The sequence below is a fragment of the Sphingobacterium corticibacterium genome, from assembly GCF_004208525.1.
GTDB lineage: Bacteria > Bacteroidota > Bacteroidia > Sphingobacteriales > Sphingobacteriaceae > Sphingobacterium > Sphingobacterium corticibacterium.
Genome location: NZ_SGIT01000002.1, coordinates 582,439 through 606,149 on the forward strand (window position 1 = coordinate 582,439; position 23,711 = coordinate 606,149).

Annotated in this window: 27 protein-coding genes; 16 read left to right on the plus strand and 11 right to left on the minus strand. The window is 40.9% G+C overall.

All coding sequences use genetic code 11. The features are described from left to right. Nucleotide 1 precedes the first annotated feature (1 nt). The gene (gene ruvA, locus EWE74_RS11215; protein WP_130141636.1) at nt 2-586 is read left to right on the plus strand and encodes a Holliday junction branch migration protein RuvA; all 585 of its coding nucleotides are present in this window, start codon (nt 2-4) and stop codon (nt 584-586) included. A 9-nt stretch (nt 587-595) separates the two neighbouring features. Here ruvA and EWE74_RS11220 read toward each other — a convergent pair whose 3' ends face one another. The 11 genes from EWE74_RS11220 to EWE74_RS11270 form a co-directional block, all read right to left on the minus strand. After that, nucleotides 596-1,510 carry a WD40 repeat domain-containing protein gene (locus EWE74_RS11220; protein ID WP_130141637.1) on the minus strand — a complete coding sequence of 305 codons (915 nt, stop codon included), beginning with the start codon at nt 1,508-1,510 and terminating at the stop codon, nt 596-598. Between the two features lie 14 nt (nt 1,511-1,524). Next, entirely contained in the window at nt 1,525-2,112 is a 588-nt protein-coding gene (gene hisIE, locus EWE74_RS11225; RefSeq protein ID WP_239018677.1) for a bifunctional phosphoribosyl-AMP cyclohydrolase/phosphoribosyl-ATP diphosphatase HisIE, read from the minus strand. Nucleotides 2,113-2,119: 7 nt separating this feature from the next. Further along, nucleotides 2,120-2,878 (minus strand): imidazole glycerol phosphate synthase subunit HisF, encoded by a 759-nt coding sequence (gene hisF, locus EWE74_RS11230; protein WP_130141639.1) that lies wholly within the window; start codon nt 2,876-2,878, stop codon nt 2,120-2,122. 1 nt (nt 2,879) lies between these two features. Further along, nucleotides 2,880-3,632, minus strand: coding sequence for a 1-(5-phosphoribosyl)-5-[(5-phosphoribosylamino)methylideneamino]imidazole-4-carboxamide isomerase (locus tag EWE74_RS11235; RefSeq protein WP_130141640.1), 753 nt, complete (start codon nt 3,630-3,632; stop codon nt 2,880-2,882). Nucleotides 3,633-3,708: 76 nt separating this feature from the next. After that, complete coding sequence (hisH, locus tag EWE74_RS11240) at nt 3,709-4,299, minus strand: imidazole glycerol phosphate synthase subunit HisH (protein WP_130141641.1); 591 nt, start codon at nt 4,297-4,299, stop codon at nt 3,709-3,711. Between the two features lie 10 nt (nt 4,300-4,309). After that, complete coding sequence (gene hisB / locus EWE74_RS11245) at nt 4,310-5,437, minus strand: bifunctional histidinol-phosphatase/imidazoleglycerol-phosphate dehydratase HisB (protein ID WP_130141642.1); 1,128 nt, start codon at nt 5,435-5,437, stop codon at nt 4,310-4,312. Continuing rightward, nucleotides 5,438-6,499: a histidinol-phosphate transaminase gene (hisC, locus tag EWE74_RS11250; protein ID WP_130141643.1), complete on the minus strand. Its 1,062-nt coding sequence runs from the start codon at nt 6,497-6,499 to the stop codon at nt 5,438-5,440. It abuts the gene before it with no gap. A gap of 134 nt (nt 6,500-6,633) precedes the next feature. Then, a complete protein-coding gene (locus EWE74_RS11255; RefSeq protein ID WP_130141644.1) occupies nt 6,634-7,548 on the minus strand; it encodes a ribonuclease Z in 915 nt (304 codons plus the stop codon). Then, nucleotides 7,535-7,921 (minus strand): STAS domain-containing protein, encoded by a 387-nt coding sequence (locus EWE74_RS11260; RefSeq protein ID WP_130141645.1) that lies wholly within the window; start codon nt 7,919-7,921, stop codon nt 7,535-7,537. The genes EWE74_RS11255 and EWE74_RS11260 overlap by 14 nt, the downstream gene beginning before the upstream one ends. 29 nt (nt 7,922-7,950) lie before the next feature. After that, nucleotides 7,951-8,898: a phosphoribosylaminoimidazolesuccinocarboxamide synthase gene (locus EWE74_RS11265; RefSeq protein WP_130141646.1), complete on the minus strand. Its 948-nt coding sequence runs from the start codon at nt 8,896-8,898 to the stop codon at nt 7,951-7,953. 11 nt (nt 8,899-8,909) lie between these two features. Beyond that, complete coding sequence (locus tag EWE74_RS11270) at nt 8,910-9,872, minus strand: PhoH family protein (protein WP_130141647.1); 963 nt, start codon at nt 9,870-9,872, stop codon at nt 8,910-8,912. Nucleotides 9,873-10,076: 204 nt separating this feature from the next. Here EWE74_RS11270 and EWE74_RS11275 point away from each other — a divergent pair, with 204 nt between their 5' ends. The 15 genes from EWE74_RS11275 to EWE74_RS11345 all read left to right on the plus strand — a co-directional run bounded on the left by EWE74_RS11275 (nt 10,077) and on the right by EWE74_RS11345 (nt 23,709). After that, nucleotides 10,077-10,862, plus strand: a complete 786-nt coding sequence (locus EWE74_RS11275; RefSeq protein WP_130141648.1) for an SAM hydrolase/SAM-dependent halogenase family protein — start codon at nt 10,077-10,079, stop codon at nt 10,860-10,862. 49 nt (nt 10,863-10,911) lie between these two features. Continuing rightward, a complete protein-coding gene (locus EWE74_RS11280; RefSeq protein ID WP_130141649.1) occupies nt 10,912-11,412 on the plus strand; it encodes a hypothetical protein in 501 nt (166 codons plus the stop codon). Between the two features lie 54 nt (nt 11,413-11,466). Beyond that, nucleotides 11,467-13,305 (plus strand): ABC transporter ATP-binding protein, encoded by a 1,839-nt coding sequence (locus tag EWE74_RS11285; protein WP_130141650.1) that lies wholly within the window; start codon nt 11,467-11,469, stop codon nt 13,303-13,305. 114 nt (nt 13,306-13,419) lie between these two features. Continuing rightward, nucleotides 13,420-13,794 (plus strand): hypothetical protein, encoded by a 375-nt coding sequence (locus EWE74_RS11290; RefSeq protein ID WP_130141651.1) that lies wholly within the window; start codon nt 13,420-13,422, stop codon nt 13,792-13,794. Nucleotides 13,795-13,854: 60 nt separating this feature from the next. Further along, a complete protein-coding gene (locus EWE74_RS11295) occupies nt 13,855-14,514 on the plus strand; it encodes a heme exporter protein CcmB (RefSeq protein ID WP_130141652.1) in 660 nt (219 codons plus the stop codon). Nucleotides 14,515-14,526: 12 nt separating this feature from the next. Then, nucleotides 14,527-15,192 (plus strand): cytochrome c biogenesis protein, encoded by a 666-nt coding sequence (gene ccsA / locus EWE74_RS11300; protein WP_130141653.1) that lies wholly within the window; start codon nt 14,527-14,529, stop codon nt 15,190-15,192. Nucleotides 15,193-15,212: 20 nt separating this feature from the next. After that, nucleotides 15,213-15,413, plus strand: a complete 201-nt coding sequence (locus tag EWE74_RS11305; protein WP_130141654.1) for a CcmD family protein — start codon at nt 15,213-15,215, stop codon at nt 15,411-15,413. 6 nt (nt 15,414-15,419) lie between these two features. Further along, nucleotides 15,420-16,403, plus strand: a complete 984-nt coding sequence (locus EWE74_RS11310; RefSeq protein ID WP_130141655.1) for a DUF6427 family protein — start codon at nt 15,420-15,422, stop codon at nt 16,401-16,403. A 126-nt stretch (nt 16,404-16,529) separates the two neighbouring features. After that, the gene (locus EWE74_RS11315; RefSeq protein ID WP_130141656.1) at nt 16,530-17,852 is read left to right on the plus strand and encodes a porin family protein; all 1,323 of its coding nucleotides are present in this window, start codon (nt 16,530-16,532) and stop codon (nt 17,850-17,852) included. Nucleotides 17,853-17,854: 2 nt separating this feature from the next. Then, the gene (gene lptC / locus EWE74_RS11320; protein ID WP_130141657.1) at nt 17,855-18,454 is read left to right on the plus strand and encodes an LPS export ABC transporter periplasmic protein LptC; all 600 of its coding nucleotides are present in this window, start codon (nt 17,855-17,857) and stop codon (nt 18,452-18,454) included. A 114-nt stretch (nt 18,455-18,568) separates the two neighbouring features. Beyond that, nucleotides 18,569-20,668, plus strand: a complete 2,100-nt coding sequence (locus tag EWE74_RS11325) for a peptidylprolyl isomerase (RefSeq protein WP_239018629.1) — start codon at nt 18,569-18,571, stop codon at nt 20,666-20,668. Nucleotides 20,669-20,726: 58 nt separating this feature from the next. Beyond that, entirely contained in the window at nt 20,727-21,242 is a 516-nt protein-coding gene (locus tag EWE74_RS11330) for a DUF2480 family protein (protein ID WP_130141659.1), read from the plus strand. Nucleotides 21,243-21,273: 31 nt separating this feature from the next. Continuing rightward, a complete protein-coding gene (locus EWE74_RS11335; protein ID WP_130141660.1) occupies nt 21,274-22,062 on the plus strand; it encodes a DUF3108 domain-containing protein in 789 nt (262 codons plus the stop codon). Nucleotides 22,063-22,067: 5 nt separating this feature from the next. Next, nucleotides 22,068-22,631, plus strand: a complete 564-nt coding sequence (locus tag EWE74_RS11340) for a DUF3109 family protein (RefSeq protein ID WP_130141661.1) — start codon at nt 22,068-22,070, stop codon at nt 22,629-22,631. Nucleotides 22,632-22,737: 106 nt separating this feature from the next. Next, nucleotides 22,738-23,709, plus strand: coding sequence for a polyprenyl synthetase family protein (locus EWE74_RS11345; protein WP_130141662.1), 972 nt, complete (start codon nt 22,738-22,740; stop codon nt 23,707-23,709). Nucleotides 23,710-23,711: the final 2 nt, after the last annotated feature.

Consider the following 23,711-nt stretch of genomic DNA (forward strand, 5'->3'; position numbering starts at 1 on the left):
AATGTACGATTATTTCAACGGAAAATTAATATTCAAAGCCCCCACCCATGTCGTCTTGGACGTGGGTGGGATCGGTTATCATATCCATATCTCGCTGACAACCTTTAGCCAGATCAAAGACCAGGAGCAGTGTAGACTATACATCTCTTTTCAAGTCCGAGAAGATTCTCAAACGCTATATGGGTTCTCGACAGAGGGAGAACGACAACTGTTCAACCATTTGATTTCGGTGTCAGGTATAGGTCCGAATACAGGGCGGATGATGCTTTCTTCCATTACACCGGAAGAAATCCAAAGCGCCATCATTAACGGGCAAGTACAGGTAATCCAGAAAATAAAGGGAATAGGCCCGAAATCTGCACAACGTGTTATCCTCGAACTGCAAGATAAACTGAAAAAACAAGGGCCGGATGCGCTCATTCCGCTTCCGATTGCCAAGCAGTCTGTACCCGAAGAAGCACTCACGGCATTGGTTATGCTAGGCTTTGGTAAACCACAAGCAGAAAAAGTATTAAACAGCTTGGTAACGAGTGATCTGGAACAAACCGTGGAACAGCTTATTAAAGCGGCGTTAAAGCGTTTGTAAACACATAGGTTAATTCTCCTGTGCAGAGATCTCCCACACTTTCACTAACTTATCGTCGCCGGCGGTAATCAACTGGCTACCTATCCAGGTCGCCGTATTGATAGACAAACGGTGGGCATCATAACCACGTTCTATGCTTATATTTTTGAGCAAAGACAACGATAGCACATCCCATATTTTGATGGATTTATCCCGACTAATGGTGGCTACAATAGGTAAGGTGGAATGTGGAAGAATACCATACACGGTAAACATATGCGGGGTTAGGGATTCCAAAACGGACAGATCGTTCTTTGCCAACCGAACGAGCTTCGCATCTCGACCGCCCGAAAGCAAGCTGGTGTCAGCCGTAGCCAATGCTGTTACAGGTAGACTGTGTATTTGTTGCTTTGTTATCTCCCGAAAATCTGTCGTGTCGTATAGATGTACGATGCCATCCTTATCACCAAACGCGACTTGCTTCGCCTTCACAGAAGGTTCGATGACACGCACAGTCGTGTCTGTTATTTTGAATCTGTACAACAAGGCGTAGGTATCTAATGACCATACATAGGCCATACCTTCTTCTCCTGTAGCGATGATTTCCCGTTTTCCAGGGAGTACTTTAATCGCGAAGACCGCTCCCTTTTCCGTTTGCACCTTGCTGATAAGGGATTGCTTTTCTATATCTACAAACCACACTTCGCCATTGCGCAAACCAATGACCAAGATCCCTTCTCCCTCCAAAAGTTGCAACGCATAAACCGATGCCGGTACCGCACACAAAATACGTCTGAATTTCCCTTCTTTCAAATCCCATTCCACTACCCCCTTATCGTTTCCACCTGTAAAAATGGTCGCCGCATCCATTCCGGGGGATACCGTAAAAATAGGGTTTTGATGACCGGCTAGCGTATTAGATAAAGAAACATCGATCCTAAGCATATCTCCGTTCTTTCTTATTGGTGCCGGCTTTCCAGATTCTTGGCAATCGTTTGTAAATCCAGTCCTTTTTCCCGAAGCAATACCAAAAGGTGAAAAAATAAGTCGGAAGATTCGTTTATAAAATCCTGTTCTGTTTCCGCTAATGCAGCAATAACGGTTTCTACAGCTTCTTCACCTACTTTTTGTGCGATTTTATTCAACCCGCGCTGACGTAGTTTGTTGACATACGACTCTTCGGTAGGCATATCATAACGTTGCTGTATAATACGCTCCAATTGCAAGAGAAAATTTTGGTTATATTCCGTTTGGAAACAACTACGGGCACCTGTATGGCAAGTAGGCCCTGCTGGTTTAACTTTAATCAACAAGGTATCCTGGTCACAATCTACATGGGCGGAAACGACATCCAAAAAATGGCCGCTTTCCTCTCCTTTTGTCCACAACCGATTTTTACTTCGCGAATAGAACGTTACGCGCCCCTCTTGTTGGGTTTTCGTCCACGCTTCCTCATTCATATACCCTAACATCAGTACTTCTAGTGTCTGATTATCTTGTATAACAACGGGAATTAATCCGTCTCCCTTTTTAAAATCCATTTTTATTTATTTTTTATTCCTCCCTCACCACAATCCCATTGGCTCGTAACGTTTCTTTCAGTTCTGGAATCAATATTTCTCCGTAGTGAAATACCGAAGCCGCCAATGCTGCATCCACATTTGCCTGTTGAAACACGTCCACAAAATGCTGTTGTTGACCTGCTCCACCCGATGCTATTAACGGAATATGTATCGTATCGTTAATTTTCTTTAAAAACGTATTATCAAAGCCGTTCTTTGTTCCATCGTGATCCATCGAAGTCAATAGAATCTCTCCTGCACCCCGCTGTTCGGCTTCTTTGATCCAGTCCTCCGTATGTATATCCGTTTTATCCCGTCCGCCACGTAGATAAACAAAATTTGCACCGTCCACGACACGCGTATCTACCGCTACCACGACAAACTGCCTACCAAACGAACGGGCAAGTTCATCAATTAGGTTCGGATTGCGTACCGCGGCAGAATTAATCGAGATCTTATCCGCCCCTGCGTTAAGCAACACTTCCGCATCTTTCAATTCATTAATTCCTCCACCTATTGTAAAAGGAATATTGACCTGACGTGCTACCGCCTTGACCAATTCTATGGTCGTTTTCCGTTTTTCATGTGTGGCCGTAATATCAAGAAAAACCAGTTCGTCCGCGCCCTGTTGTGAATATTGCCAAGCGAGCTCGACAGGGTCTCCCGCATCCCGAAGGTCAACAAAATTAACGCCTTTCACCGTACGGCCATCCTTTACATCCAAACAGGGGATGATACGTTTTGCCAACATACTAAATACTGATGAGGGTCTTCAAGTTCCAATCTTTAATCTCATCAATGGAAATCTTGTTTTCGTAAATAGCTTTACCCACCACGCAGGATTCTATTCGACTTAACGCATTCAAAGCACGAATATCGTCCATGGAGCTTATTCCACCTGAACCAATTAGTTTGATGATCGGCGAATGATCCAAAAGTTTCTGATAGAGTTCAACACCGGCTCCTCCTAGTTTACCGTCTTTACTGATATCGGTACAAAGAAAGCGGAAGAAACCTAACGAAAGACACTTATCTATGTATGAGATCAGCTTAATAGGTGAACTTTCCAACCAACCGGAATATTTGATAACCTCGTCTAACACGTCAATCGCAATAACAATATGTTTTGCATATTTTACACGTCCTTCGTTCAGCTTAGCCAACTCCTCCAAAAAAGTAGGGTTGGTAATCGCTTGCGTTCCCACGATGACACGATAGATTCCCGCATCAACCAATTCCTTTACTTTCTCAATACTTCTTACTCCTCCTCCATATTGCACTTTCATATCCGTTTTACGAATAATATCAAACAGATAGTCCTGATTGCTGAAATCGCCCTTTGCTCCATTCAAGTCAATGATGTGCACGAGTTCGGTACCATTGGCATGATACATTTTAATTTGTTCTTCCAATGATATGTCATACGTCGTGACGTCATCGTAATTGCCCTCTCTCAGACGGACAACCTTTTTATCCAAAACATCAATAGCAGGAATGATATACATATTTTAAAGTAATAAGTTAAAAGTCAAAACTTGTAAAGTCGTCAATTATTAATCAACAATTATAAGCAATATCTACCTATAATCTGGAAAAATTAAGCAATATCTGCTCGCCAACCTTTCCAGATTTCTCAGGATGAAACTGCACGCCATAAAAATTACCCTTTTTTATTGCTGCAGAAAAAACAACATCATACGTGCAAAACGCACTGGTATACTGCTCATCAGCTTCAATAAAATAGGAGTGTACAAAATAAAAATAGCTATTATCTGCAATATTCTCAAAAAGAGGACAATCCTTTTTCGGCGACACACCATTCCAGCCCATGTGCGGAACTTTTTTGCCAATACGTTTATCAAAATGTAACGTCTTCAATGGCACGATGTCCAAAAGCTCGGCATTCCCCTCTTCCGAAAAGGAAGTTAGCAATTGCATACCTACGCAAATTCCCAATACGGGTTTCTTCAAGGATATTATATGCTGAACCAGACCTGTTTCCTCCAGCTTGTGCATGGCAGCGCCGGCATGTCCCACACCCGGAATAATAATACGGTCATAATCATTAAATTCATCCAATTTATCGATCATGCCATAGCTTATCCCCACGCGATCCAATGCCGCTGTCAACGAAAAGATATTCCCTGCTCCGTAATTTACTATTCCAATCATTTTTTACAATCTACAAAACTCCTTTAGTACTCGGTAACTGCATATTTTCTGCATCTCGTCGTACGGCTTTCTTTATCGATTTCGCAAAGGCTTTGAAGATAGCTTCAATTTTATGATGCTCATTATCGCCCTCTGCTTTGATATTCAAGTTCGATTTCGAAGCATCGGAGAACGATTTAAAGAAATGGAAAAACATTTCGGTCGGCATATCTCCTATTTTTTCCCTGTTGAAAGCCGCATCCCATACAATCCAATTCCTGCCCCCAAAATCAATGGCTACCTGCGCCAAACAGTCGTCCATAGGCAATGTGTAAGCATAACGTTCGATACCCCGTTTATCACCCAATACCTTCAGAAAAATTTCACCCAATGCGATACCCGTATCTTCAATGGTGTGGTGCTCATCGATATGCAAATCACCCTTAGCTTTTACCGTAAGATCGATTGCACCGTGTCGAGCAATTTGGTCGAGCATATGATCGAAAAATGGTAATCCGGTATCTATATCCGATTTTCCGGAACCATCAAGATTCAATTGGACAAAGATATCTGTTTCATTCGTTTTACGATGGTGCTCCCCGGTACGTGTACCTAATTTTAAAAACTCATATATAGATCTCCAATCAGTTGTCTCCAACGCAATGGAATCGCTTTTTATACGTAGGCTTTCGGCCTGACCTAATGCATCATTATTACGCAACCAGATAGCCTTAGCACCTAAATTCTCTGCTAATTTCACATCATTGACACGATCCCCGATCACAAAAGATTCGGTTAAATTATATTGTACGGCATCAAAATATTCATGCAACATACCAATACCGGGCTTACGTGTCAGCGCATTTTCGTGCGGGAATGTGCGATCGATGTGTTCTTTCACAAAACGAACACCTTCTCCGGAAAATGTGTCGACGATAAAATGATGTACGGGCCAAAAGTTCTCCTCTGGATGAGAAGAAGTTCCCAATCCATCTTGGTTAGACACCAACACCAATTCAAAATCAAGTTCTTTCGCGATACGCGGGAGATATTGCAACGCTCCTGGGTAAAATTTGAGCTTGGCAAACGAATCTATTTGTTCGTCCTCGGGCTCCAATATCAATGTACCATCGCGATCTATAAATAATACTCTTTTCATTTATCCATTATAAAATCTCTTCACTTCTTTCAACAGCGTATTGTTTTCCGCTGGTGTGCCGATAGTCAGACGTAAACATCCTTCGCACAACTCTACTTTGGAGCGGTCTCGTACAATAATTCCCTTATCTACCAAAAAATTGTAGAGAGCTCGAGGTTCTTCCAATTTGACCAGTATAAAATTGGCATCCGACGGTGTTACGTGTGCAACTTGAGGTAATACCTGTAAAGCTGCAGACAACTTCTCCCGTTCGCCAACGACTTCCTTAATCCATTCGTTTACAATCTCCACACCTTCCAACGCCTCCAAAACAATGTCTTGGGTGGCCTGATTAATATTATAAGGTGGTTTTATCTTGTTAAATATCTCAATAATTTCTTTATTGGCAAAAGCCATTCCTAACCGCAATGCCGCTAGCCCCCATGCCTTCGATAGCGTTTGTAACACAACTAAATTCGGAAACTCTACCAAATCTGTGGTAAAGGATGGTTGTTTTGAAAAATTGATATACGCTTCATCTACCACTACAATCCCATCAAAATTGACCAAGATCGTTTCGATATCTTGCCGACGGATACTATTTCCGGTAGGGTTATTTGGTGAGCAGATAAAAATCAGCTTCGTATGCGCATCAATCGCCTCTGCGATTCCGTCTAAATCTAGCTGGTAATCGATCGTTAAGTTTACCTTTTTATAGGCTACATTGTTGATGTTCGCCGAAACTTCATACATACCATAGGTAGGCGGCACCAAAATAACATTATCCCTTCCCGGTTCACAAAATGCGCGAAAAAGGATATCGATAGCTTCATCGCTACCATTACCTAAAAAGATATTTTCTACCGGAACACCTTTAATACGATGCAACTTTTCCTTCACCCGATGCTGAAGCGGGTCTGGATAGCGATTATAATTTCTAGCATAAGGTGAACCAAATGCATTTTCGTTTGCATCTAATAAAATAGAGGCCTCTCCCTTAAATTCATCTCTTGCCGATGAATAAGGTACTAATTTTTTTATGTTATCCCTCAGCAACAGGTTAAGGCTAAAAGACGTCTTCATATTTTTCATTAGAATAATGTATTCTTTATGGCAATGAAGCTTGCATGAGCTAAGTTATTCATATCCTTTTCTTAGCGGCAGCTCATGCAGGTTTCAATTGAGCGTGTAAAGATGGGGAAAAATCTACAAAAAGCCTATACTAAAAACCACTTACCTTCTTCAGACAACTCTGTGTGGGGAAAAATTGTTCGAGATTCGTCCAAAAGAGGTTGCAAATCTTTATAACGGGCGGAGAAATGTCCGAGCAAAAGTTTCTTGGCATTTACGGCTTGTGCTACCTGCGCTGCCTCCAAACTGGTGGTATGAAAGGTTTCCTTAGCCCGTTCTATACGGTCGTGCAGGAATGTCGCCTCGTGATATAATAAATCTACGCCCCGAATAGCGCCTAAATAATCCGCATTCATCACCGTGTCAGAACAATAAGCATAACTTCTAGGCTGTGGTGGCGCATAGGTTAAATCTTTGGCCGAATAAACAGTACCATCGTCTGCAACATAATCGATGCCTCTTTTCAAAAGGCGCCTATAGGGAACAGGTATATTCAACCGCTCTACTTCTTCTTTCTTCAATGACGCCGACCGTGGCTTTTCATCAAATCGAAAACCAGTACACGCAATACGGTGTTGTAATGGGAAGCTGGTCACCTGGAGTTGTGTATTTTCGAATATCACTTCTTGACGATACGCATTCGTCGGGTGAAAAATCAATGGATAACGTAACCGCGTATCAGAGTGTTTAAATTGTAAATCTAATATCTCCTTCAACGCGGAAGGACCATAAAGGTGTAGTTCGCTCTGGCGCCCTACCAAATGTTGCGAAGAAAGTAGCCCAACAAGCCCCAAATAATGATCTCCATGCAAATGGCTGATAAAAATATGACTTATCCGGCTACCTTTAATTCCATAGCGGAGCAACTGCATCTGTGTACCTTCCCCACAATCTATGAGGAAGAACTGTTCGTTAAAGTTTAGAACTTGGGACGTCGGATGACGACCATACATAGGTGTCGCCGAACTATTCCCCAATATCAAAACCTCAAACCTCGTCATGTTGGCCCGTTCTTAAATCTAATCGAATCTCATTGCCAAAAATCATATCTTCGGCAGCAGAAACCGTCGGTGCAGTTTTGAAATAACCCTCCATATTGGCCATTTTAAGTAGGGTCAAGAGTCGGTCGTTTAATCCGGTAAGAATAAAGAGTCCGCCAGAGGCTTTACATAGCCGGCGTGCCAATAATCCCATGCGTAAACCATCTTCATCCGCATCCGCCACATGACAAAGATTTAATACAATATTACGTTGCCCACCTGTATTGCGCAACATAAACTCACCTTTCAATTTCGCCGCCGCTCCTCCATCTAGGAAATCTGTCAATGGTTCAATAACCACATAGCGTTCATGCTTGTCAACCGTAAATTTCATCAGTATATTTTTATCTTTTCGTCTCTAATCTACAATAATTTGTTTAAAGCTTCCATTATATTTCGCTCTACCCGCGAAATGGTATCTTCATCTGCCGGATATTGAAATTTTTCACCCGCTATATGTTCATACAGTTCAATATAGCGTTCGGATATGGATTGAACAATATCGTCGGTCATTTCAGGCACGGTCTGCCCGTCCTTTCCTTGAAAACCGTTATCCATTAACCATTCTCGTACAAATTCTTTAGACAACTGCCGTTGCGGCTCACCATTCGCCTGCCGTTCTTCATAGCCATCAGAATAAAAATAACGAGACGAATCTGGCGTATGGATTTCATCCATCAAGTATATTTGATCATCTTTTTTGCCAAATTCATATTTCGTATCCACCAATATCAACCCTCGCTCCCGTGCCATTTCCGTACCTCGCTGATATAATGCATGGGCAAATTTCTCCAGCTGTATATAGTCTTCTTCAAGTACAATACCCTTAGCTATAATATCTTCCCGTGAAATATCTTCGTCATGTCCCACATCGGCTTTCGTTGTCGGTGTTATAATAGGTTCTGGAAGTTTATCGTTCTCTTTCAATCCTTCCGGTAGGGTTACTCCACACAGCGTTCTGCCTCCGTCGCGGTAAGTACGCCATAAATGCCCAGCCAAATATCCTCTAATCACCATCTCCACCTTAAATGGTTCGCATTTGTACCCTATGGTAGCATTCGGGTCTGGCACGGTAATGACCCAATTTGGAATAATATCTTTTGTGGAAGAGAGGAATTTCTCTGCAATCTGGTTAAGCACCTGTCCTTTATAAGGAATAGGGCGCGGCAAAACGACGTCAAAAGCAGAAATTCTATCTGAGGCCACCATCACCAGATATTCATCGGCTATGGTATATACATCACGCACCTTCCCTTTATAAAAGGCCGTTTGTTTATCAAAATTAAATGTTGTTTCTTTTATTGCGTTCATTGTATTAAATCTTATATATCTCCATAAGCCTCCAAAATACGTCTCACCAATTTATGCCGAACGACATCTGATCCGCTTAAATGGATAATATCAATACCATTGATGTTTTCCAACAACTTCACCGCTGTTGCCAATCCGGACTGGCTTTTCTTTGGTAAGTCAATTTGCGTAAGGTCACCCGTAACGATAAACTTCGCCGTTGGTCCCATCCGGGTAAGGAACATTTTTAACTGCATATCCGTGGCATTCTGCGCTTCATCTAGGATAACAAAACAGTTGTCCAATGTGCGTCCTCGCATAAATGCTAATGGAGCCACTTCTATTACGCGGCGTTCCAAATAATCTTTCAGCTTATCAGCGGGAATCATATCATCCAATGCATCATAAAGCGGACGTAAATAGGGATCCACTTTTTCTTTGAGATCACCCGGTAGGAAACCTAGATTTTCCCCCGCTTCGACGGCAGGACGCGTCAAGATAATACGTTTTATCTCTTTATTTCGCAATGCCCGAACCGCCAACGCGACCGCTGTATAGGTTTTGCCCGTACCTGCGGGGCCAATGGCAAACAGAATGTCATTTTTGGCTATACTCTCCACCATTTTAAGCTGATTTGGTGTACGGGCACGAACAATCAGTCCATTAGGCCCGTATACGATCGGCTCCCCTTTAAAAACAGCGGGTTCTCCGATTTTCTTTTCCGCCGACCTTTCAGTTGCACCATTTATCCCCACCAAATCCTCCAGTGCATTGGAATCCAAGTTTTGGAATTGTTCAATATGTCGCAATATACCCTCAAAAACTTGTTTAAACCGTTGTTGTTCGGATTCCTCTCCCAACACCTTCAATTCATTTCCACGTGCCACCAACCGCAGTTTCGGAAACCCTCTTTTTATCCACTCAAAATGCTCGTTTTGAGCGCCCCATAACGTCACTAAATTAACGTCGTCTAATGGTATACGTATTTCGTTCAAATTGTCTATTTTATTTTTTACGTAATAAAGATAAATCAAAAATACAAACTATAATCATCTATTTGTATCTACATAACAAAAAATGGAAATTTAGCTTTGCAGCAATTAATATTGCACTTTCTTTTATTACTTTTGTAGTTCTTTTAAGAAGAGGGCAGCATCGTATTTTAATGTTTTTAGTATCTTTAAAGGGGTACATAGTGTATGGGAGTAATAACGCTTACAACAGATTTGGGGCATCGTGATTTTTATCAGGCGGCATTGAAGGGCAGCATCATATCGCAATTGCCGGATGTCCGTCTAGTAGATATTACGCATGAAATTCCTTCTTTTGATATACAGCGTGCCGCTGTGGTACTTCGTAACGCCTTCCGTTACTTTCCGAATGGCACCGTTCATCTTATCGGTATCGACACGGTTTTTCAAGAGGATTCGCATTATGCCATGATGAAATATGACGATCACTTTTTCGTGGGCGCAGACAACGGCATTTTCAGCATTATCCTTGGAGAAAATGATCCGCAAGAGCTGTATGAAATTGACATCATGCAGGACTTGCGCTATCTACACTTTCCACTTGCCGATATATTATCTAAAGCTGCCTGTCATATTGCGAAAGGGGAACCGCTGTCCGCCATTGGGCAACCGATCGACAAACCGCTTAAAAAAGTACTTGTACAGCCGTTGGTTACCTCTAATGCAATAAAAGGCCATGTATCTTATATTGACGCTTTCGGGAATGTCATCAGTAATATCAGCAAAGAACTTTTTAACGAAATACAAAAAGGCCGGAGTTTCAAGCTGCATTTTAAAAGAAATGAAACTATAAATAAGCTGAGCTGGCATTATAATGAGGTCCCAGAAGGCGAAAAGCTCTGTTTATTTGGGATTAGCAATTTTCTGGAAATAGCTATCAACAAAGGGCATGCGAGTCGGCTGTTGGGCTTACAGCAAGATGAGGTTGTTATGGTAGAATTTTTAGATAGCTAACATGAAACCCCTTTCTTTATTTCTTGTTTTTTTCATGGGTTTGCTCTATATGGGGAAGTCCCAAAGCCATATCGATATAGATTCCATCAATTTCGAACAGCAGCGAGAGCATGTCAACAATTTATTGGAACAGCGTAGTAAACGTTTTGGAGAGTTTGACCATAGTCTGCGGCAAAAGACGGGTGTATTTGGTATTTTCAAAAGAAAAAAAGATATGCAGAAGTCGATTGACATCCTTCGGGAAATCGTCTTAACAGATAACGACATCTTTTTGGAAACAAAGAAACTACTCGACATCAAGGAAAACGAAAGTGACCGAAAAGAAAACTTAGCTTCCGCATACGACGAGCAGATCTCCGGCTACATGCACACGATTACGAAGCTCCAAGCGGAAAACGAAAAACTGCGCAACCAAATCAACGATCTAGAAAGCAAACAACGAAATAGGCACCAAACCATCCTCCTGCTCGTCATTATCATTTTAGCGTTAAGCTTTACATTATATCTGCGTATGAAGCCGCATAAGCCGAAAAATTTGACGCAAGAGTGATAAGGGCACATAAATAATACTGTATTTTTGCTCTCTAATAATTCGAGTTGAAGAATGGCGAGATCGCGTTTGAATAGTGGCAATACACAGTCGGAAGACTTACCCAAACCCAGGCTTAGTAAAGAGTTACTCAAGAAAGCGTTAAAAATTTTCACCTATTTGAAACCATATAGAGGAAAATTTATATTGGGTATGCTTTTTCTTATCTTATCGAGCTTGACTATGCTGACTCTCCCGGCTCTGGTGGGGGCGATGATTGACGCAGCGCAAGGGCAACAAAGCTATCCTTGGTTGCCTGCCAGTATAATCAGCATCGGCGCAATTTCGATGGTATTACTCTTGTTTCTATCGATTGTATCTTTTGCCAGAATACGGCTATTTGTAGAAATAGCGGAGAAAGCCCTCGCCAATATCCGTAAGGATACGTATCATAAGCTCATCACACTACCGATTGAATTTTTTGCCAATAGGCGGGTAGGAGAATTAAATAGCCGCCTTTCTACGGATTTGGCCCAGATTCAAGATACGTTAACAACGACATTGGCCGAAATATTAAGACAGACAATTAGTCTGGCATTAGGCGTATGTCTCTTGGTATTCGTTTCTCCGAAGCTTGCATTAATGAATTTATCGATTCTGCCTATTATCATCGTCATCGCCATTATTTTCGGACGCTTTATACGTAACTTATCTCGGCAAGCACAAGATCAACTAGCAGATTCCAACACCATTGTACAAGAAACCCTCTCCGGCATCAGTAACGTTAAAGCATTTGTTAACGAATACTACGAAGCAAATCGCTACGCCCATAAACTCGATGCTGTAGTCAAGCTGGCGGTCAAAGGAGCAACATACCGTGGTATCTTTGCATCCTTTATTATTTTCTGTATTTTCGGTGCTGTCATCGTTGTGATCTGGTACGGCGCATCGCTGGTATCTGCCGGTGAAATCTCCGTAGGCGACTTAACAACCTACATCTTATACTCCTTTTTTGTAGCCGGATCCATGGGTAGCTTTCCTGAATTATACGCCAATATACAACGTTCTATCGGTGCAAGCGAACGGGTTTTAGACATATTGGATGAAGAACCGGAACCGATAGCGATAGCGGAAAACAATAATGATATCGAGATGTCCATGCAGGGCGCACTTACCTTTAATCACGTCGGATTCACCTATCCTTCTCGTCCGGACATCCCTATCCTAAAAGATATTTCGTTTCATGTAGAGGCCGGAAAAAAATTAGCGTTAGTTGGACCAAGTGGCACAGGAAAATCAACCATTGCCTCGCTTATTTTACAATTTTATATGCCTACGTCAGGGACCATTGCTTACGACGGTAAGGACAGTACAGCATATTCCCTAACAGACATTCGTAATCAGGTAGCTATTGTCCCGCAAGATGTGCTATTATTCGGAGGCACTATCCGTGAAAACATTGGATATGGCCGTCTAGATGCCAACGCGGAAGACATCATAGAAGCCGCAAAACGGGCTAACGCACACGAATTTATTATGGCTTTCCCACAAGGTTATGACACGCTAGTAGGAGAACGAGGCGTAAAACTATCGGGCGGACAGCGTCAACGTATCGCTATCGCACGCGCACTACTGAAAGACCCTGCCATTCTTATTCTGGATGAAGCAACCTCCTCTTTAGACTCAGAATCCGAGAGATTGGTACAACTGGCTTTAGAAGAACTTATGCGCAACCGCACATCTGTCATCATTGCACATCGGTTAAGTACGATTAAAGATGCTGATCAAATTGTAGTAATTGAAAACGGAGAAGTATCGGATATCGGAAATCATGTGGATCTAATGTCCAAAGGCAGCGGACTCTACCACCACCTTTATTCCTTACAATCCATCCAACATGTCACACGGGATTAAAAAATCCTTTTTGCCCATAAAAAACACCGACATGAAAACTTTTTCCAGATTTTTTTGTTAGATTTAAGAAAGGATGATTATTTTTTTTAGAAACGACAAAAACAACAGGATATTATGGAAAATAAAAATGGATTCATTGCATTCGCGCTTCTTGGTTTAGCTGCTGGAGCAGCTGCTTATTACTTACTAGGTACAGATGATGGCAAACGCCAATTGGAACGTGCAAACGAGGGTGTCAAAGACCTGACAAAATCAATTAAAGAGCTCTCTAAAAAAGAAGCAAAACGCGCTGCTAAAATAGCAAAGTCTACTAAAGCGGAATTGAACAACTTGAAAGCCAAAGCGAAAGATGCCGGTGTACGAGCAGTAGATGCCGCTGCCGAAAAGGCTCATAAATTAGCTGATAAAGCGTCACAAGCCGTGCATAGTGCAGAGGACAAAGCGGAAGAGATAGTTGCTAAAGCAAAATCAGAATTAGACAAAGCCTAGCGCTTATTTTGTGGAGTTGACGCGGTTTCGAAGACAAGTATTTGTATCTTTGCTGCGTACATGAATACACTCCAGCAAGTAAGGACTTTAGTTTATAAAGATATCGTTTTGGAATGGCGTTCAAAATACGCAATAAATGGTATCTTATTATATGTTGTATCTACAGTATTTGTTTGCTATCAAGCATTCCAATCTGTAGATACACTTGTTTGGAACGCGCTGTTCTGGATTATTATGTTGTTTGCCAGTGTTAACGCCATCAGCCGCAGCTTCGTCCAAGAAAACCAAAGCAGACAGCTTTATTATTATACCTTGATTAGCCCCCGGGCGATTATATTATCAAAAATAATTTACAATACGCTGGTCATGATACTCTTGTCAGTGATCGCATATATTGCCTATAGTATCACATTTAGTAACCCTGTCGGCGATCCCTTTTTGTATACAGTCTCCGTATTGTTGGGGAGCATGAGCTTTGCTTCCGTTTTTACAATGGTATCTGGTATTAGTGCGAAAGCAGGCAACAATAGTACCCTTATGGCTATATTAAGCTTTCCGGTTATTATACCGTTACTCATCGTCTTAATTACCTTATCCCAAAATGCCCTAACAGGGATTCCAAGAGATGAAAGTACCAATGAAATACTCGTCTTACTGGCAATTAATGTAATTACGATTACCATTTCTTTATTGTTATTTCCTTATCTTTGGCGTGATTAATTCTTTCGAATCATGAGAAAATCTTGGTGGAAAATTTTGGGACTGGTGATGGTGGCTGCTAGTATTGTGGTGGGCTTTCTGGGCCCGGTTCCCGCTTTGTTCCTTTTACACGAAACCATCCGTAATGTGTATTTCCATGTACCGATGTGGTTCGCTATGTTTGCCCTTTACCTTATTTCCGTTATTTATAGCATACGTTATCTGAACAGCGGACGTATCAACGACGATTTAATTGCCGTTGAGGCTGTCAATACCGGTATCGTTTTCTGTATCATAGGTTTGCTAACCGGCATGCAATGGGCTAATATTACTTGGGGAATGGCTTGGCCTAACGATGCTAAAACAAATGGTTCAGCAATAGCGACGCTTATGTATCTAGCTTACCTCGTTCTACGAAATGCTTTAGAAGAAGAACAGAAAAGAGGTAAAATATCTGCCATCTACAATATTTTTGCGTTTCCTATTATGATCGTATTGATGTACATTATGCCCAAAATGACAGACTCTTTACATCCTGGAAGCGGCGGCAATGGAACATTTGGCGATCTCGATATGGACAATCAAATGCGTCCCGTGTTCTACACAGCGATTATCGGCTGGATACTCATAGGTGTTTGGATATGTACTTTACGTTATCGTGTACGCCTAGTAGAAAACAAAAGAAACGTCATCGATTAATCTCATAGCCCATGATCATCATGAAGAAGATAATTACAATTTTACTACTTTTTTTTCTAACCAGTAGTTATACATTTGCCCAAAGTCAAATCGAAATGGCCACAGCGCTTCGTAGCTCTGGAAAGATATACGTCGTGGTACTTGTACTATTGACCATTTTTATCGTTTTGGGTATATTCTTATTTATGCTGGATAGACGTATTAAGAAGCTAGAGAAGTAGTCAAGCATGATCATAAACCAACATCGAAAGTTTTCGCCGGTCAATATTGTATTCGTCTCGGCTATCGGTTTGGTTCTGTGCTTAGGCATTTTTCTCAGTCTGCCGGATCATATCACACCTATCCTATTTGAGCCTGCTATTAATAACCTCATCGGGATACGTATAGGCACCGGCCTTTCGCCAGGTGCAAATGTGATGATTACATTAATTCTTACACTGTTGCAGGGATTTTTCCTAAACCGGATTGTCAACAACTTCAATCTTTTAGGTAAACCTAATTTCACTCCGGCGTTGATGTATATGACGTTGGTAAGTTTGTTCACCCCATTTTTGGTACTTTCCCCTCCCCTTATCTGTAATTTTATTACGATATGGATGCTAGGCAAGCTGTTTAATATCTATAAGCAACACGATATAAAAGGATTAATGCTTGATTTAGGGATGATTGTGGCAATCGGGAGCCTGATTTATTTCCCCTTTATGGTGATGATGATATTGCTGTGGATAAGCCTATTGATTTTCCGCCCTTTTAATTGGAGAGAATGGATAACGCCTCTATTAGGCTTTTCGACGATATATTTCCTTTTAGGTGTCATTTATTACTGGACAGGACGTTTACAGGATTTTTTCGCGATTTTCAGCCCTCTTGGTTATGCTTTCCCGACCGAGTTATCCCTTAATATGTATGATTATCTTGTGATCATTCCCGTAGCGATTACTTTACTGTTTTTTCTGGTGGTATTAAAAGAGCATTTCTTCAAGAGCGTTGTCCATCTGCGCAAATCTTTTCAGCTTTTGTTTTTTATGATATTGCTGACTTTGGGCTCCTTCTACCTTAATGATCATATTACCATTAATCACTTCTTACTCTGCGCACCACCCATTGCTATTTATCTGGCATTTTATTTTACCAATTCCAAGTCGAAATGGATATACGAAACCCTTTATCTTGTTATCGTAGCAGCCATTATTTATTTCCAGTTTGTTTAATATTAAAACGGCGGCATCTAAAAAAATAAGGATGTAAAACACTACGCATCAACCGATTAACCTTTTTTAACAAATAGAACTAACGGAATAGTTAAAAAATAGATAGTTTTGTAGCAAATTTTGACCATGCACAGACGTTCGATTGAAAGTTTCACCAAAATAGCATTGCAGTTCTTGTTAGGATTAGGTTTATTTGGCATCCAGCAAGGATATGCACAACGATCCACCTCCCATTCTCCTTATTCACAATTTGGATTGGGGCAGATGCGGAACGACTTATTACCACAAACCCGTGCTATGGGTGGGATTTCTACCGGTGTGCGGTATCTCACAGGGCTGCCGACATTGAATATTGCCAATCCTGCTTCTTATTCGGGACTAAATCGTACTGTCTTGGAAGCCGGTATGTACGGTAATTTTACGCAGCTGTCAAGAGATAATATGAGCGACAATACCGCTGATTTTGCCTTCGGACACCTTGCCATTGGTATCCCATTGCAAAAATACGGTGGCTTTTCCTTTGGATTACTTCCTTTTTCGGACGTGGGATATTCCTCAAGAAACGTAGAATCTATCGACGACTTGGTTTATGAAAAGCAGATATTCGGAGAGGGTGGGATCAACAAAGCTTATCTAGGTTACGGTGTATCGCCTATCAAAGGGTTAAGTATAGGTGCCAATGCCGGTTTTCTTTTTGGAAATCTTTATGATATTACGCAGGTCAAGTTTCTAAGCGATCTTTCTGCTTATCCGGCAGAACTAAAGGAAACACGCAATATACGTGGTGTGACTGTTGATTATGGTATTCAGTACAGTAAATCTATAAACAGGAAATATAATCTAACATTGGGTTACACAGGAACATTAAACAACACCATCAACGCGAGACCAAGCAGGTTCATCACCATATCGGAAAATAATTTTGACGACGAATATATTGCACCGCCATTAGACACCATCAGTACAGGAACTTTTCCTACCAGAAAAATCCAACTTCCTTTAAAACATAATGTCGGCTTCACATTATCAAAAGGGTACAACTGGCTGATAGGTGCTGATTTTAAATATGCCGATTGGTCGAATTTTGAAGTACTGGAGGGTCAGAACAAATTGGAAAAAAGTTACGGTTTTGCGGTAGGGGGGCAAATCAAACCGGATCCAACTTCGGTACGTTATTGGAACCAGGTCGATTACCGATTGGGATTCCGTTATAACCAAACGCCCGTTGTATATAGAAACCAACGAATTAACGACATGGCTTTTAGCGTAGGGGTAGGCCTACCGCTACCGGAAACAAACTTCGGACGTACATTTTCTCAAATCAATATTTCAGCTGAGTTCGGACAACAAGGTTCACTCAACCACAATCTGGTACGGGAACGGTATATTAATATTAATTTTGGTTTCACGATTAACGACTCTTGGTTTATCCGCCGAAGTTTAGATTAACGATGCGTTTTCTTCTGCTCCATACTAAAAAACTATCCGCTCCCCTATCTATATTATTAGGTGCAGTTTTATGTATGGCTTGTGAAAATGACCTTCGTGACGTCGAGAAAATTGCGAATATACAGCAAGAAGAAAATGTAAATATCTCGAAAGATGTAACAGTAGTATATAGTGATTCTTCGAAAGTAAAAGCAGAATTGACTTCTCCTGAACTGCGGGAATACCCGGATAGTATCGCGATGTACGAATTTCAAAAAGGTGTATTGATTCGTTTCTTTGATGAAGAAGGTAAGGAGTCGCAGCGCATACGTTCGGATTATGCCGTCCAAAAAGTAAATGAGGAATTAATTGAATTCCGCAAAAACGTGGTGGTCAATATGGTAGACGGCTCAATAATAAAAACGGAAGAGCTTTTTCTCGACCAAAAAAAAAGCATCTATTATAATACTGTCCCTATAACCTTCGACTTCAAGGACGAACGAGGCAGCTTACAAGCCACCTCATTCATTTCCGACACGGATTTTAAAAAAATTGATGGACAGAATATGACTGGTTTTTATATTCCATCAAGCGGCCAACAACTTCCTTCGTTCGGTAATTAAGATGTCTCAAACAATTTTTTACTTTTTTTTTCATAAAAGTTGTATCTTGCGCCTTGTTTTTAATAAAGGTCAATTAAGTAACTGAATAAACAGAGTATATAGACTATGGGATTAATGAGCTATTTGCGGAACCGAGCGGGGCTGGTAGTAACTGTCATTGGTTTAGCAATTATTGCGTTTTTATTGGGAGATATCATCAGCTATGGGACTCCCTTTTGGATGAAGAATCAAAATCAAGTGGGTAGCGTCAATGGAGAATCCATCGACTATCAAGTATTTAACGCACAGGTTGATCAAACAACTGCCATGTATCAACAACAGATGGGGGGGACTTCATCTCCTCAAATGCGTAATTATGCGGTACAGCAAGTTTGGAATCAATTTATCTCACAAGAGCTTTTAAAGCAAGAGATTGAGAAAATAGGTCTTTCCGTCGGACGGGATGAGTTAAACAGCTTGGTATCTGGTATCAATCCTTCTCCACAAATTGTACAAGCATTTACCAATCCACAAACAGGTGTATTTGATAAAACACAGTTGAATACGTTCCTTTCACAAATCAACAGTCAGGGAACACCGGAAATGCGTCAGCAATGGGAAATGCTTTTAGAAAACATCCGCAATGAGCGTTTGAATGAAAAATACTCGAACTTATTGACCAACAGTGTATATGTTACGTCGTTGGAAGCACAAGAAGAGTATATCCAACGCAATAAATTGGCAAACTTTAAATATTTGATGCTGGATTATTCTTCGGTAAAAGATTCTGAAATCAAATTAACTGATTCAGATTACAAAGCTTATTATGACGCACATAAAAATACATTTGACAATCCAGAGGAAACTAGAACGATCGAATATGTATTGATTGATGCCAGAGCTACTGCTAACGATACAGCAGCAACTAAATCAGTTATCGAACAATTAAAATCAGAGTTGATAAATTCTACTACAGATTCTCTATTTGCTGCAATCAATTCCGACACAAAATATCCGTTTGCTTATATCCGCAAAGGGCAAGTGAGTCCAGCGTTGGATTCTGTGATTTTCAATGCATCTGTTGGTACAACAGTGGGACCGTTCTTGTCTCAAGATAGATTTGAAATTGCTAAAGTTGTGGATGCGAAATTTAGTCCAGACTCTGTAAAAGCTTCGCATATTCTATTGAATACAACCGCAGAAGGCGGTATTGATAAAGCACAAGCGAAAGCGGATTCTATCAAAAGATTGATTCAGCAAGGAGAAAGCTTCTCCGCTCTTGCTATACAATTCAGTTTGGATGAAGGCAGCAAAATAAACGGAGGTGATCTCGGTACTTTTCCGCGCGGACAGATGGTTCCCGAATTTGACGAAGCGGTATTTTCGGGAAAGGCTGGCGATGTCGTTATCGTTAATAGCCGTTTCGGAACACACATTATTCGTATCGAAAAACAAATCGGCAATTCGAAAATTGTTAAAGCAGCTATTGTAGACAAGGTAATCAATAGTGGTAAAGCCACAACAGATGCTGCATATGCAAAAGCAAACAACTTCTTTGGCGACGTAAATAGTAAAAATTTTGCAGAAGTTGCCAATAAACAAAGTACCACAGTACATAAAGCAGAGCGCGTAGTACCAATGGACAATACATTTAACGGGGTGGAAGTTCCGAGAGAACTTGTGCGTTGGGCTTTTGAAGCTAAAGAAGGAGAAGTTTCCGAGCGGATATTTGATACCGAAGATAATTTCATCATTGCGCGAGTGGCCAATATACAACCAAAAGGCACACACTCATTAGATGCGGTAAAACCACAAATTGAAGCGCGCGTACGCAATGAAGTAAAAGCAAAAATGCTTACTGAAAAGCTAAATAACGCTTTAAATGGTGCATCCTCTATAGATCAAGTAGCTCAAAAACTAGAGAAAACACCGGTCGATATAGAGAATATCGTTATGGCCAACCCAGTGCTTCCAGGTATTGCAATGGAACCAGCGGTTGTAGGAACCGCATTTGGCTTGCAACCGAATAAGCTGTCCAAAGCAATAAAAGGTGAGCAAGGCGTTTTTGCAGTGCAAGTGACTGGTTTTGTTAACCCTGCAGAACTTGTAGCCAGTGATATGAATAATCAAAAGCAACAAATGCAAACGTCAAAAGCACAGCGTTCCTGGGGAGCTATTTATCAAGCGCTCCAACACAAAGCCGATATTCATGACAATCGCATTAGATTCTATTAGGATATAATAAGTAACTTTATAGCCGGACATATTTTTGTCCGGCTTTTTGTTTTGTATCATGGACATTCAAGAAAACATCGTTAATAAAGTAGCCCAAAGTGGCCTAATTACCATTGACTTGGCGCATTATGCACCCAAAGAAGAAATTTTGATATATGACATCAAGGACAATTTATTTCACGGGCTTATATTAAAGGAAAAAGATTTTCGAGCGTTTATTAAGGAACACGATTGGAGCCAATATCAAAACAAGCATATCGGTATTATCTGTTCAACAGATGCTATCGTCCCAACCTGGGCATACATGCTCCTCGCAAATAAGCTAGAGCCTTACGTGCTTTCTGTACATTTCGGCAATAAAGAAACAGTAGTGGACAATTTATTTAGCCAAGCATTGGACGAGATCGACTTCAGCATCTATCAGGATGAACGTATCGTGGTAAAAGGATGTGGAGATATTTATATACCAGAATCTGCCTTTATTAAATTTACACTTGGTTTAAGCAAAGTTGTCAAGAGCATTATGTATGGCGAGCCCTGCTCTACCGTACCGGTGTATAAGCGCAAAAGTTAAACTATTGTCGACTATCTTTGTCCATTACTATATGAGAAAAATTTACACGTTTATCGCGTTTTTCATTTGCAGCATAGGCTTGACCATCGGACAGACTTTACCATACTTGGCACAACCTACCTACCAAGCTGGTGAAAACTTGACCTATAAATTAAAGTATGGGATATTGTCTGTTGCGACGGGTACGTTAAAGGTGGAGAAATCTAAATTGCGCTTCAGCAATCCTAACGCTTTTCACCTATCCGCCTTCGGCCAGACATCCGGATTATTTGCTGTTTATAAAGTAAGAAACAAATACGATTCCTATATAGACGGTGATAATTACCTGCCCTATCTATATATAGAAGATATACACGAAGGCAGTTATACGCGTGAGGAATATGCTACTTTTGACCATCGAAATAAAAAAGTTTCGGGGAAGAAAGGTACATTCACCAGCCCGACCTCACAATTTTTCGATTTACTATCCGCTTATTATTTTTCCCGTAATTTGGATCTTTCCTCTCTCAAAAAAGGAGATTCATTTAAACTTACGTACTTCTTAAACGATGAAGTCGCACAGTTGGGCATCAAATATATCGGTATTGAAAAAATCAAAACATCGTTGGGGGAATTGGAATGTATTAAATTTAGTCCCGAGATTACACCAGGTCGGATATTCCGAAAAGATAGCCAGCTTTTCTTATGGGTTACCAACGACGGCAACCGGATTCCGGTAAAGGCACAGGTAGAGATTTTAGTGGGCACCGTGACGATGGAATTAGTGGATGCAAGTGGATTAAAACATACACTTGGAAAACGCGTCAGTTATTCAAAATAAACAATATGATTGAAGTAGGCAACGTATTAGTGCATGAGGATATCATTAAGAATGACTTTGTTTGTAATTTAAACAAATGTAAAGGCATCTGTTGCGTAGAGGGTGACGCAGGAGCACCCTTGAACGAAAACGAAACCGATATTCTACGGGAAATCTACCCAAAAGTTAAGCCCTATATGACCGAAAAGGGCATTCAGGCTATCGAAGAACAAGGAACCCATGTTATTGATATGGACGGTGATCTAACGACTACCTGTGTGGATGGCAATAAGGAATGTGCTTATGTCACTTGGGATAATGGCATAACAAAATGTGCTATCGAAAAGGCATACGAACAAGGTGAAGTGAATTGGAAAAAGCCTATTTCCTGCCACCTCTACCCTATTCGTACCACACGTTATCCCGCGTTTGATGTTTTGCATTACGATCGTTGGCATATCTGTAGTGATGCATGTACATTCGGCAAAGAATTGGGCGTTCCCGTATACAAGTTTCTCAAAGAACCCCTCATTCGTGAATATGGCGAAGAATGGTACAAGGAATTAGAATTAGCTATCGACACTTTATAAGCTATTTATTATTTTCATTCGTGTTTATGTTCATGCTACGTGGATATTTCTTATATTTATTGCAATTTTAACTGCTTAAAAAGCCATGGTGATTTAGCCATTTTTCATGCTGAAATTAAAAGATATACAAACCCCGATAGCACAGGAGCTAAAAGAATTTGAAAGTCGGTTTAAAGAATCGATGCATAGCGCTGTCCCGTTATTAAACCGCATTACGCAATATGTTTTGAAACAAAAAGGAAAACAGATGCGTCCTATGTTTGTTTTTCTTTCGGCCGGATTATGTGGGAACATCAACGATTCTAGCTATCGGGCAGCTTCATTGGTTGAACTATTACATACGGCGTCCCTAATACACGACGATGTGGTGGATAACGCAAATGAACGTCGCGGGTTCTTTTCGGTCAATGCTTTATGGAAGAACAAAATAGCCGTATTGTTAGGTGATTTCTTGCTTTCAAAAGGCATGTCCCTTTCTGTTAAACATAATGAACTAGACCTGTTAAAGGTCATGTCTGACGCAGTAGAGGAAATGAGCGAGGGTGAGTTGCTACAAATAGAAAAAGCACGTAAACTTGATATTCAGGAAGAAGTATATTTTGAAATTATCCGTAAGAAAACAGCGTCTCTCATAGCTGCATGTTGCGCTTGTGGTGCTTCATCTGCAAAGGCACCGCAAGAGACTGTCGATCGCCTGCGTCTGTTTGGAGAAAAAGTAGGTATAGCCTTTCAAATAAAAGATGACCTTTTTGATTTCGGCCTAGACGATGTTGGAAAACCTGTAGGGAATGACATTAAAGAAAAAAAGATGACCCTACCGCTTATCTACGCCCTCAAAAACACCAGCTCCTCGGAGAAAAGGCGTATTATCAATTTGGTAAAAAACCACAGTGAAAACAAAGATAAGGTCGCGGAGGTTATTACCTTTGTACGAAGTAGCGGGGGCATGGACTATGCACGGGAAAAAATGTTGCAGTACCAACAGGAAGCCTTTGCTATATTGTCTGCATTTCCAGATAATATCTACAAAGTAGCACTGGAACAATTAGTTAGGTTTACTACAGAAAGAAATAAATAGAA

Bases quoted from the DNA above. Each gene is read 5' to 3' on its own strand.
- ruvA (WP_130141636.1), top strand. From the start codon at position 2: ATGTACGATTATTTCAACGGAAAATTAATATTCAAAGCCCCCACCCAT.
- EWE74_RS11220 (WP_130141637.1), bottom strand. From the start codon at position 1,510: ATGCTTAGGATCGATGTTTCTTTATCTAATACGCTAGCCGGTCATCAA.
- hisF (WP_130141639.1), bottom strand. From the start codon at position 2,878: ATGTTGGCAAAACGTATCATCCCCTGTTTGGATGTAAAGGATGGCCGT.
- EWE74_RS11235 (WP_130141640.1), bottom strand. From the start codon at position 3,632: ATGTATATCATTCCTGCTATTGATGTTTTGGATAAAAAGGTTGTCCGT.
- hisH (WP_130141641.1), bottom strand. From the start codon at position 4,299: ATGATTGGAATAGTAAATTACGGAGCAGGGAATATCTTTTCGTTGACA.
- hisB (WP_130141642.1), bottom strand. From the start codon at position 5,437: ATGAAAAGAGTATTATTTATAGATCGCGATGGTACATTGATATTGGAG.
- hisC (WP_130141643.1), bottom strand. From the start codon at position 6,499: ATGAAGACGTCTTTTAGCCTTAACCTGTTGCTGAGGGATAACATAAAA.
- EWE74_RS11255 (WP_130141644.1), bottom strand. From the start codon at position 7,548: ATGACGAGGTTTGAGGTTTTGATATTGGGGAATAGTTCGGCGACACCT.
- EWE74_RS11260 (WP_130141645.1), bottom strand. From the start codon at position 7,921: ATGAAATTTACGGTTGACAAGCATGAACGCTATGTGGTTATTGAACCA.
- EWE74_RS11265 (WP_130141646.1), bottom strand. From the start codon at position 8,898: ATGAACGCAATAAAAGAAACAACATTTAATTTTGATAAACAAACGGCC.
- EWE74_RS11275 (WP_130141648.1), top strand. From the start codon at position 10,077: ATGGGAGTAATAACGCTTACAACAGATTTGGGGCATCGTGATTTTTAT.
- EWE74_RS11280 (WP_130141649.1), top strand. From the start codon at position 10,912: ATGGGGAAGTCCCAAAGCCATATCGATATAGATTCCATCAATTTCGAA.
- EWE74_RS11285 (WP_130141650.1), top strand. From the start codon at position 11,467: ATGGCGAGATCGCGTTTGAATAGTGGCAATACACAGTCGGAAGACTTA.
- EWE74_RS11290 (WP_130141651.1), top strand. From the start codon at position 13,420: ATGGAAAATAAAAATGGATTCATTGCATTCGCGCTTCTTGGTTTAGCT.
- EWE74_RS11295 (WP_130141652.1), top strand. From the start codon at position 13,855: ATGAATACACTCCAGCAAGTAAGGACTTTAGTTTATAAAGATATCGTT.
- ccsA (WP_130141653.1), top strand. From the start codon at position 14,527: ATGAGAAAATCTTGGTGGAAAATTTTGGGACTGGTGATGGTGGCTGCT.
- EWE74_RS11305 (WP_130141654.1), top strand. From the start codon at position 15,213: ATGAAGAAGATAATTACAATTTTACTACTTTTTTTTCTAACCAGTAGT.
- EWE74_RS11310 (WP_130141655.1), top strand. From the start codon at position 15,420: ATGATCATAAACCAACATCGAAAGTTTTCGCCGGTCAATATTGTATTC.
- EWE74_RS11315 (WP_130141656.1), top strand. From the start codon at position 16,530: ATGCACAGACGTTCGATTGAAAGTTTCACCAAAATAGCATTGCAGTTC.
- lptC (WP_130141657.1), top strand. From the start codon at position 17,855: ATGCGTTTTCTTCTGCTCCATACTAAAAAACTATCCGCTCCCCTATCT.
- EWE74_RS11325 (WP_239018629.1), top strand. From the start codon at position 18,569: ATGAGCTATTTGCGGAACCGAGCGGGGCTGGTAGTAACTGTCATTGGT.
- EWE74_RS11330 (WP_130141659.1), top strand. From the start codon at position 20,727: ATGGACATTCAAGAAAACATCGTTAATAAAGTAGCCCAAAGTGGCCTA.
- EWE74_RS11335 (WP_130141660.1), top strand. From the start codon at position 21,274: ATGAGAAAAATTTACACGTTTATCGCGTTTTTCATTTGCAGCATAGGC.
- EWE74_RS11340 (WP_130141661.1), top strand. From the start codon at position 22,068: ATGATTGAAGTAGGCAACGTATTAGTGCATGAGGATATCATTAAGAAT.
- EWE74_RS11345 (WP_130141662.1), top strand. From the start codon at position 22,738: ATGCTGAAATTAAAAGATATACAAACCCCGATAGCACAGGAGCTAAAA.